The sequence below is a fragment of the Streptomyces sp. NPDC006385 genome (assembly GCF_040612485.1).
Lineage (GTDB): Bacteria > Actinomycetota > Actinomycetes > Streptomycetales > Streptomycetaceae > Streptomyces.
The window spans coordinates 251,006-261,192 of the sequence record NZ_JBEXQG010000001.1 but is presented as its reverse complement, the minus strand read 5'-3'; the positions used below and the strand labels follow the sequence as shown (position 1 = coordinate 261,192).

At 72.8% G+C, this 10,187-nt stretch carries 5 protein-coding genes; 3 read left to right on the top strand and 2 right to left on the bottom strand.

What is annotated here, in order from left to right:
* Positions 1–16: 16 nt before the first annotated feature.
* The 3 genes from ABZ078_RS01235 to ABZ078_RS01225 all read left to right on the top strand — a co-directional run bounded on the left by ABZ078_RS01235 (position 17) and on the right by ABZ078_RS01225 (position 5,436).
* On the top strand, positions 17–3,232 hold the full coding sequence (locus ABZ078_RS01235; protein ID WP_356570357.1) for an amino acid adenylation domain-containing protein: 3,216 nt from the start codon (positions 17–19) through the stop codon (positions 3,230–3,232).
* Positions 3,222–4,733: a PqqD family protein gene (locus ABZ078_RS01230; RefSeq protein WP_356570356.1), complete on the top strand. Its 1,512-nt coding sequence runs from the start codon at positions 3,222–3,224 to the stop codon at positions 4,731–4,733. Before ABZ078_RS01235 ends, ABZ078_RS01230 begins: the two co-directional genes overlap by 11 nt.
* A 130-nt stretch (positions 4,734–4,863) precedes the next feature.
* Positions 4,864–5,436 carry a flavin reductase family protein gene (locus tag ABZ078_RS01225; RefSeq protein ID WP_356570355.1) on the top strand — a complete coding sequence of 191 codons (573 nt, stop codon included), beginning with the start codon at positions 4,864–4,866 and terminating at the stop codon, positions 5,434–5,436.
* Between the two features lie 34 nt (positions 5,437–5,470).
* Here ABZ078_RS01225 and ABZ078_RS01220 read toward each other — a convergent pair whose 3' ends face one another.
* The gene (locus tag ABZ078_RS01220) at positions 5,471–7,936 is read right to left on the bottom strand and encodes a SpoIIE family protein phosphatase (protein ID WP_356570354.1); all 2,466 of its coding nucleotides are present in this window, start codon (positions 7,934–7,936) and stop codon (positions 5,471–5,473) included.
* A 172-nt stretch (positions 7,937–8,108) separates the two neighbouring features.
* Positions 8,109–10,184 (bottom strand): SpoIIE family protein phosphatase, encoded by a 2,076-nt coding sequence (locus tag ABZ078_RS01215; RefSeq protein ID WP_356570353.1) that lies wholly within the window; start codon positions 10,182–10,184, stop codon positions 8,109–8,111.
* Positions 10,185–10,187 lie beyond the last annotated feature (3 nt).

Here is a 10,187-nt window from a genome sequence, read left to right as displayed (position 1 = left end):
GAAGGCCTTGCTTGCCATGGACTCTGCGATAGTTCCTCTCTCCGCCACCCAGCGCCGCCTGTGGGTGCTGGCCCAGATGCGCCCCCAGGACCCCTTCTACAACCTCCCGTTCACCCTCGACATCGAAGGACCGCTGGACGTCGCGGTCCTGCGGCGCTGCCTGGACGGGATCGCCGCCCGGCACCCCGCCCTGCGTACCGCGATCCGGACCGTCGACGGCGGGCTCGCGCAGGTCGTCCGTGCGCCGGAGCCGGTCGCGCTGCCCGTCGTGGACCTCTCCCGCCTGCCCGCCGACGAGCGTGCGCGGGAGACGGCCCGACTGGTCGACGACAGCGCGTGCGAGCCGTTCGACCTGGCGGCCGGGCACATGTTCCGACCGGCGCTGTTCCGCCTGGCCGAGGACTTGCACAAGCTGGTCGTCACCACGCACCACAGCGTGTTCGACGGCGTCTCGGCCGGTGTGCTGCAGGATGAACTGGCCGCCCTGTACGAGGCGTTCGCCGACGGCCGTCCCTCCCCGTTGCCCGAGCCGCCGGACTACCGCGCGCACTGCCGGCGCCAGGCCGACTCGGCGCAGGAGGACGCCGCGCGGTCGCTGGCGTACTGGACGAAGCGGCTGACCGGGGCGCCGGACGTGATGGAGCTGCCGATCCAGGGTCCGCGCCCGGCGCGCACCGAGCACGAGGCGGCACGCCGCTCCCGGTTGATCCCCGCGGCCGTCATCGAGCCACTGGAACAGGTGGCGCGGCGGACCGGCACGACCATGTTCATGGTCCTCCAGGCGGCCTGCGCCACCCTGCTGCACCAGCACGGCGCCCCGGACGTCGTCATGGGCACCGCGCTCTCGGGCCGTGACACCGTCGACAGCCTGCGGCAGATCGGCTATCTCGCCAAGCCGGTCGTGCTGCGCACCGAGTTCACCGCCGACCAGCCCTTCACCGACATCCTGGCGCGCAGGCGCGGCGACGTCCTGGACGCGCACGACCACCCGGACCTGGACTTCGAGGCCGTGCTGCGCGAGCTCGGAGTCGCTCACGACCCCAGCTACTACCCGCTGTACCAGGTGCTGTTCGGATACGAGCCGCTGCGGCCGCCGACCCGCGCGGCCGGGCTGGTGTTCACCGGCGGCTTCGCGAACCTGGCGACCGCCAAGGTGGAACTCGAATTCACACTCCGGGAGACCCCCGACGGTCTGCTGGCCCAACTCGGCTACCGCACCGACCTGTTCGACGCGGCGACGATCGACCGACTGCTGACCCGCCTGGAGATCCTGCTGGAGCGGATCGGCGACGACCCCTCCACCACGGTCTCCTGCCTCGTGCAGGCCGGTGCGCGCGAGCGGCAGCTGGTCGTCGAGGAGTGGAACCGGACCGCCGTCGACTTCCCCGCCCATCTGTGCATCCACCAGCTCGTCGAACAGCAGGCGGAGCGCACCCCCGACGCCGTCGCCGTCCAGGCGGGCGAGCGGACCTGGACGTACGGGGAACTCGACCGGGAGGCCAACCGCGTAGCCCACTTCCTGCGGGCCGGGGGCATCGGACCCGAGATCCGGGTGGGCGTGTATCTGCCGCGCTCCCTGGAACTGATCGCCGTGATGCTGGGCATCTTCAAGGCCGGCGGCGTGTACGTCCCGCTGGACGCGGCACTGCCGACGCTGCGGCTGCGCACCCTGGTGACGGACGCCGAGGTGGCACTGGTGCTCGCCGACCCCGACAGCACCGCTCTCTTCGACGGCCTGGGCGCGCGCGTGGTCGGTCTGGACCGGCAGGACCGCGACTGGCTGGTCGCCGACCGGCCCGACGGACCCGTCGCCTCCCCGGTGGTGTCGGCCAACGCCGCCTACATCCTGTTCACCTCCGGATCGACCGGCGGCCCGAAGGGCGTCGTCCTCGAGCACCGCAACCTGATCAACATCATCACCTGGGCGCACCGGGAACTGGGCACCGAGCTGTGGCAGATGGTACCGCTGATCAGCGCGCTCGCCTTCGACGTCTGCATGTGGGAGATCTTCACGGCGCTCGGCTGCGGCGGCCGGGTCGTCGTGGCCGAGGACGCGCTGGCCCTGGCCCGTACGCCGGGGGCCGAGAACGCGACCGTGATCACGGCCGTGCCGTCCATCTGGGCCGAACTGCTCAAGATCGGCGGGCTGCCCGAGACGGCGCGCACCGTCTTCTCCAACGGTGAGGTGCTGCCGCCCTCGGTGCTCCGAGACCTGTACGCGCTCCCGGGCGTCGAGGTCGTCTACAACATGTGCGCGCCGACCGAGACCACCACGTTCTCGCTCTACAACGTGGTACGCCCGGGCGAGCCGATCCCGCTCGGCCGGCCGATGCACAACACCACGGCGTACGTCCTCGACTCCCGGATGCGACCGGTGCCGCCCGGTGTCGTCGGCGAACTCCACTTCGGCGGCGCCGGCGTCAGCCGGGGATACCTCAACCGCCCCGACCTGACCGCCGAGCGCTTCGTCCCGGACCCGTTCTCCACCAAGGGCGGGGAGCGGCTGTACGCGACCGGCGACCTGGTACGGCACGCCCCCGACGGCCGCATCCTGTTCGTCGGACGGGCCGACCACCAGGTGAAGCTGCGCGGCGCCCGGATCGAGCTCGGCGAGGTGGAGGCCGCGCTGCTGGCCCATCCCGGCGTGGGCGAAGCCTGCGCGGCGGTCGGACGGGAGGGCGGCGACCGGCTGGTGGCGGCGGTCTCCCCGGCGAACGGGGCCACGGTGGTGGCGGAGGAACTGCGCACCGGGCTCCAGGAACGCCTCCCCGGCTACATGGTGCCGTCCGTCATCAAGGTCGTACCGTCCCTGCCGCTGCTGGTCAGCGGCAAGCTCGACCGCAAACAGGTCCTGGCGATGTTCAGCGCCCCGGCCGCTCGGCCGGACGCCGCGCCGGAGGCCGTCGAGCCGCCCGCCGGGGCCGCGGAGCAGACGGTGGCCGACGCCTGGGAGCAGGTCCTTGGCCGTTCGGTCGGAGCCACCACGAACTTTTTCGAAGCGGGCGGCAACTCGCTGCTGCTGATCCGGCTGCGCGAACTGCTGCGCGGCGCGTTCGACAAGGACGTCGGCGTGACGGAGCTGTTCCGGCACCCCACGGTGCGGGCCATGGCGGAGTTCTTCGCCGGTGGCGCCGGGCCCGGGGAGCCGACCACGGGGATCGCCGGGCTCGGGCGCTCCAGGCAGGACGCCCGACTTGTGATGGCGAAGAGGAGGAGTCGCAATGTCCGTTGAACCGAGGGAGGCCGAACCCCGCGCGGAGGTGCTGGCCGCACTGCGGTCGACGCTGTCCGACACCGATGTGGCCGGCGTGGAGAAGTGCGCCACGCGGCTGCGGGACGCGCTGCCGCGGCACCAGGTCGCCGACAACGTCGTGATGGTGGCGTACGGCGGCGGCAAGGACAGTTCGTACACGCTGGCGTTCGTGCGGGCGGTCCAGCTGTGCCTGTTCGCCCGGCTGGGCACCACGTTCAAGCTGCGCTCGGCCACCAACCGGCACGCCGGCATGCCGCAGGCCGTCATGGACAACATCGACCGCGCCTACACCGCGCTCGGCATGACCGACGATCCGGACTGCGAGATGCTGCTGGTCGACGGCCCGGCGGTGAAGCCCTTCGCACGCCACGAGCCGCTGCCGGCACAGATCGTGGACCGCAACCGTATCGATCTGCTGATGACCGGGCACCGCACGTACGGCGAGGCCCGGCCCACCTTCTGCAACGCCTGCAACCTGAGCATGGTCAACTCGTTCGGCGCCGCCGCGGCCCACGGCGCCGGCGTCGACGTGATCATCACCGGGGACTCGCCGGAGGAACAGCGCGCCTACAGCTGGTGGATCCGTCGTCTCAGCCGGAAGGTGAACCCGCGCCGGCCACGCCGGACGGGGGCCGGCTTCCGCGGCTTCCTCCAGGACACCGACATGATCGCGGCGGCCTACTTCGCCGAGGTCTACGGCCCCGAGGCGAGCGCCGAGATCGGCGAGCGGGCGGTGACGAGCGAGGTCTCCGAGGACATCCGGTTCTTCTCCATCTTCGACGACACCCGCTACTCGTCGGGGGAGCACTGGGCGCTGCTCACCGAACTGCTCCGGTTCGAGTTCGACGAAATAGCCTTCAGCTTCACCGAGTCCGACTGCGGCAACCCGACGATCATGGCGCATCTGCGGGCCCTGAAGTCCGAACGCGTCCACGGCCGTGAGTACGCCGAGGGCCTGGCCGAGTACGTGGACTTCGCCGAGTCGCTCATGCGGGTCAAGGAGTTCCCGGAGAACCTGATCGAGGTGATGCGCGAGCGGTATCGCGGCCCGCGTGCGGCGACCCGGATGCGCGCCGTGGCCGGCGGCTTCGCCGAGGAGGCGTACGGCCTGACGGAGGAGCAACTGGTCTGCATGCTCTACTCGCCGTTCACCGACAAGGGCGAGCGGCTGGAGGCGTACCTGGAGGCCGAGCAGCCCGACCTCGCCGCCCGGGCGGACGCGGTGCGCTCGCTGCTCGACGGCGAGGGCGAGCCGATGGACCCGGAGGAAGCCGGACTCGTGCCACGGCTGGCCGGGATCACCGGTCTCGAACTGAGCCGGCTGCGGACGCTCTACCACGCGGAAGCGGTGCGGTTCTCCTCGAACGGCGGCCCCAGCATGATGGCGGCCATCCTTGAGGGCGACCCGCACAAGGCGGAGATCCGCACCCGCCTCTCACCTGACGGCTCGGAGGTGATCCAACTCGTCACGGGACGGTGAGGCAGGCGATCGCCGGTGCGAGGGCGGCGAGCGGGATCCGGCGCCGCGACGGCATCGCCGGTGCCGCTTGCCGCCCTGCCCTGACGCCCGCCGTTCCCGGTCACCCACAGGCTGGTCGAGAGGAAGCTCGATGACGGATCCGGCAACCCGCGCAGTCCTTCACCTCTCTCCCCCCCCCGAGGACGAGCGTTCGTCGGCGGTCGACTTCGACACCGCCGATCCGGACGCCCGCACGCTGCGGCAGGCGTTCGGGTGTTTCCCCAGCGGCGTGACGGCCGTGGGCGGTCTGGTGGGCGGCGAGCCGGTCGGCATGGCGGTCAGCTCCTTCACCTCCGTGTCCCTCACGCCGCCCCTGCTGTCGGTGTGCATCCGGGCTTCTTCGTCGACCTGGCCGCGGCTGCGGGACCGGCGGCGGCTGGGGCTGAGCGTCCTGGCCGAGGACCAGGACGCGGCCTGTCGCCGCCTGGCCGACAGGGACCGGAACCGGTTCGCCGGCGTGCGCTGGCGGGCCACCCCGGAGGGCGCGGTGTTCCTCGACGGGGCGTCGGCCTGGTTCGAGTGCTCGCTCGCCGCGGAACTGCCCGGTGGCGACCACACGATCGCCCTCCTGCGGATCCACCGCGTCCGCACCGATCCGGCCACACCTCCCCTCGTCTTCCACGGCAGCCGCTTCCGGCGTCTCGCACCCGACGACCAGCAGTGAGGTCGGTCGGAAACGCAGTCGGACCGGACTCGGGTCAGGCGCCCGGCTCCGTCCGACGTTCCGTCCGACGTGCCGACAGCGGTTGCTCGGCCCAGATCGTCTTTCTGTCGCGGCCGTAGCGCGTGCCCCACCGTTCGGACAACTGGGCCACCAGGAACAGCCCGCGGCCGCCCTCGTCGGTGCCGCGTGCCTGGCGCAGGTGGGGCGAGGTGCTGCTGGTGTCGGAGACCTCGCAGATGAGGTGGTCGTCCCGGATCAGACGCAGCAGCACCGGTCCGCCGGCGTACCGGTAGGCGTTGGTGACCAGTTCGCTCACGATCAGTTCCGTGGTGGAGGCCAACTCCTCCAGCCCCCACTCCGACAGCCGGTCCCTCACCAGCGTCCGGGCCCGGCCGGCCGCGGTGGCCTCGGCCGACAGCTGCCAGGTGGCCACGTTCTCCGCCGCCAGCACCCGGGTCCGGGCCAGCAGCAGCGTGACGTCGTCGGCGGGGCGCTCGGGCAGCATCGCGTCCTCCACCGCCTTGCACGTGTGCTCCAGGGACAGGGCGTGGAACGGACCGGCCAGCGCGGAGCGCAGCAGGGCGAGGCCCTGGTCGATGTCCCGGGACTCGGCCCGCAGGAGGCCGTCGCTGTACAGGGCGATCAGGCTGCCCTCGTCCACTTCGAGCTCGACCGTCTCGAACGGCAGCCCGCCCACGCCGAGCGGCGGCCCGGCGGGGAGGTCGATCGTCCGGACCCGGCCGTCCGGGCCCAGCACGGTCGGCGGCGGGTGCCCCGCGCGAGCCATGGCACAGTGCCGGGAGACCGGATCGTAGATCGCGTACAGGCACGTCGCGCCCACGATCGGGGCGGCTGCGCCCTCGGCCGCCCGCTGTTCGGTGGCCAACTGGTCCACCAGGTCGTCGAGCCGGGCGAGGACCTCCTCCGGCGCCAGGTCGAGGTGTGCCAGCGTGTGCACGGCGGCGCGCAGCCGGCCCATGGTCACCGAGGCGTGCATGCCATGCCCGACGACATCGCCGACGACCAGCGCGACCCGCAGTCCCGACAGCGGGATGACGTCGAACCAGTCGCCGCCGACACCGGTGGAGGCGTGCGCGGGCAGGTAGCGGTGCGCCGTCCCGACCGCCGGATGGTCGGGCACCTCACTCGGCAGCAGGCTGCGCTGCAGCGCCTCGGCGGCGTTGTGCTGCTGGGTGTAGCGGCGCGCGTTGTCGATGCAGACCGCGGCCCGGGCGGCGAACTCCTCCGCCAGGGTGAGGTCGTCCTCCTCGAACGGCTCCGGCCGCTGCGAGCGCCACAGGCAGACCAGGCCGAGGATGACGCCACGCGCCGCCAACGGCACCACCATCTGCGAGTGGACACCCAGCGCGAGCGCCTTCTCCGCCCGTGCCGGGTCGGCCGAGAACCAGCCGCGGTTGCCCTCAAGGAGCGGCTCCAGGACCGGACGCCGCTCGGCCAGGCAGCGGGCCGGCGCGGTCTCCTCGGGGAAGGAGAACAGATGGCCGACGGGATACATCACCCGCTGCGCCTCGGGCCGGACGCTGCGCACCGCCGTCCTGCGCAACGGGCCCATGGCGTCGGGGGCCGGCTCCTCCCCGCGGGTCACGGGTTCCAGCAGGTCCACCGAGATGGCGTCGGCGAGCGCGGGAACCGCCGCCTCGGCCAGCTCGCGCGCGGTCCTCGCCACGTCCAGGGTGCTCCCGATGCTCGCGCCGGCCTCGTTCAGCAGCGCGAGTCGCCGGCGGGCCCGATGACGGTCGGTGACGTCCTCGACGATCTCGGTGATGCCCAGCACCCTGCCGGCGGGGTCCTGCATCCGGAAGGCGGACACGGAGACGATCAGTTCCTTCCCCGGGTCCCGCAGCAGCCGGCAGGGCTGCTCGGCGAAGATCAGGGGCTCGCCCGTCTCCAGAACGCGCCGGAGCCGTTCCTCGACCAGTTCCGTGTCCGGGGCGAGCAGGAAGTCGGCGGTGCGATGCCCGCGGTACGCCTCGGGCGGCAGCCCGCCGAACCGCGCGACCGCCCGGTTCACCCGCAGCACGCGCAGGTCCGGGCCGAGGAGCGCGACACCCACCGGGGACCGGCTGAAGAAGCCGTCCAGCACGGCCCGGTCGATGTCCCACTGGACGACGTCCTCGGCGCGCGAGCCGACGAGAAGCCACTCGACGGTCGAGTCCAGCCGTTGCACCTTCCGGGCCCTGAACCCCACGAACACCCGGTGGCCCGCGCGATGCCGCACCGGCAGCAGCCCGAACCAGCCGCCGTCCCGCAGGCACGCGGCGGTCGCCTCGGCGATCACGGCCTTGTCGCCGTCGTCGACCAGGACCTCACGCACCAGCCGGCCCAGCACCTCCTCGGCGCGGTGCCCGAGGAGCGCGGTGGCCTGTTCGCTCCAGGCGACGACCCGTCCGCGGCCGTCCAGCACGGCCGACGCGGATCGGTGGACCGAGAACGGATCCTCCGGGCTCTCGCTGAGCGACGTAGGGGATGTGTTGTGCATCGCCCACCCATCTCGCGCGGTTCGCGGCCCCGCCGTACGGCGCCCCTGGGCGCTCCTGTCGTTCCGCATGCCTGCCACTGCGGTGGCTCACTCCAGTATCGGCTCCGGGCGCGTCGTCGTCGCGGCCGGGACGGTCCGCCGAGTGACCCTCGTGCCGGTCCGGCGGCCCGGTTCACCGGGGCAGTGCCCGGGCCAGGAGCACCGCCACGTCGTCGTCCGCCACCCCCGTCAGGACGTGGGCCAGGAGGTCGTCGCAGACCTGTTCCAGCGGACGTCCGGGGTGCCGCAGTGCCTGGGCCAGACGGCGCATGCCCTGGTCGAGGTCCGTGCCGCGGGTCTCGATCAGACCGTCGGTGTACGTCACCAGGAGACTGCGCGGCGGCAGGACCAGCCGCTGGACCTCCCAGTCCTGCCTGCCCACGCCGAGCGGCGGGCCCGCCGCTCCGCCCAGAAAGGCGACCGAGCCCCGCTCGTCGGCGACCACGGGAGGCGGATGACCCGCCCTGGCGATCAGGCAGTGGCCGGCGACCGGATCGTGCACGGCGTACAGGCAGGTGGCCATCTCGTTGTCACCGAGGTCGGCCACGGCGGCGTCCAGGGAGCGCAGCACCTGGTCGGGCTCGGTGCCCCGGCGTGCCAGGGTCCGTACGGCCGTGCGCAGCTGGCCCATGACCGCCGCGGCGTGGATGCCGTGCCCCATCACGTCTCCGATCACCAGGGCGGTCCGGCCGTCCGGCAGAGCGATGGCGTCGAACCAGTCGCCGCCGACCTCGTGGTCGCCGGCCGGCAGATAGCGCCCGGTGAGTTCCAGTCCGCCGACGGTGGGCAGGGACGTGTCCATCAGGCTGCGCTGGAGGGTGAGCGCCGCGTCGCGTTCCCGGCTGTACATGCGGGCGTTGTCGATGTTCAGCGCCGCCCGGGCGACCAGCTCGTCGATCAGCAGCGTGTCCTGGTCGTCGAACGGCTCTCGATCGTAGGTCCGGGTGACCACGACCGCGCCGAGCACGGTGCCCCGGGCCACCAGCGGGACCAGGCGCGCAGAGCCCACGCGGGCCCGCAGGTACGCGCGCAGCCGGTCGGCGCCCGGGGTGGTGATCAGCGGTCCGATGTCGGTCAGATACAGGTTCATGGGCCGTCCCGCGCTCATCACCTGCTCGTACACCGAGCCGGGCGGGACCTGCAGGGTCATGCCGACCGCGAGGTCGTCGGCCGGGGCGGCCGGATCGGTGAAGACCGCCGCGACACGGCGCACCACGCCGTGCGCCGACGCGGCGGTCTCGTCCGGGGCCACCGCCTCCTCCAGCAACTGCACGTCGGCGGAGTCGGCCAGCCGGGGCACCAGGACGCGGACCACCTCCCGTGCCGTCCGCGTCAGATCCAGCGTGGAACCCATCTGCGTGCCCGCCTCCGCCAGCAGCGCCAGACGCCGCCGCGCCCGCTCCGCCTCCGCATGGGCCCGCTGCCCCTCCGTGACATCGATCAGCGACGCGATCACCCCCACCCGCCGGCCGGCCGCGCCGAGCAAGGGGGCGTAGGAGCAGGACCACGTCCGCTGCCCTTCCGGGTCCGCCGCGCCGGAGACGTGACGGAAGTCCACCACCGCCTCGCCCCGGTCCAGGACCCGCCGCATCACCGACTCCAGCGCGCCCGCGCCGGGGGCGACCTCGGTCACACGCCTGCCGACGTGCGCTGCCACCGGGACGCCGTCCATCCGGGCCAGAGCCTCGTTGACCCGCAGGAAACGCAGGTCGGGACCGAGCATGGCCAGGCCGATCGGGGACTGGGTGAACAGCCCCTCCAGTGCGGCCAGCGCGTCCCGCATCCGCTCCACGGCGGACGTCTCCGCCGCGATGGCCAGCACACCCGTACGCCCCCGCACGTCCGCGATCGGACAGTGCCACATCTCCATGTCGACCAGCGTCCCGTCGCGATGCCGGACCGGCAGCCGGGCGACCACCGCCGCGCCCGCGCGCACCGTCCCGGCCAGACGATCGGCCAGCTCCCGGTTCTCCTCGGGGACGAGTACGCGCCTGACGTCCTGGCCCACCACCTGCTCCGGCGTGTGACCGAGCAGGTCCTGCGCGGCGAGCGACCACTGCACCACGCGCCCGTCGGCGTCGACCACCCACAGGGCGAGCGGGAGGAGGTCCTGGAACACCCCCGCGTGTCCCCCCGCGGACGTGCGCCGATCCGGCGTTTCGCCGATCGCATCGGGGGCACGCGCACCGCGGTGACTCGCGCTGGTCATGAG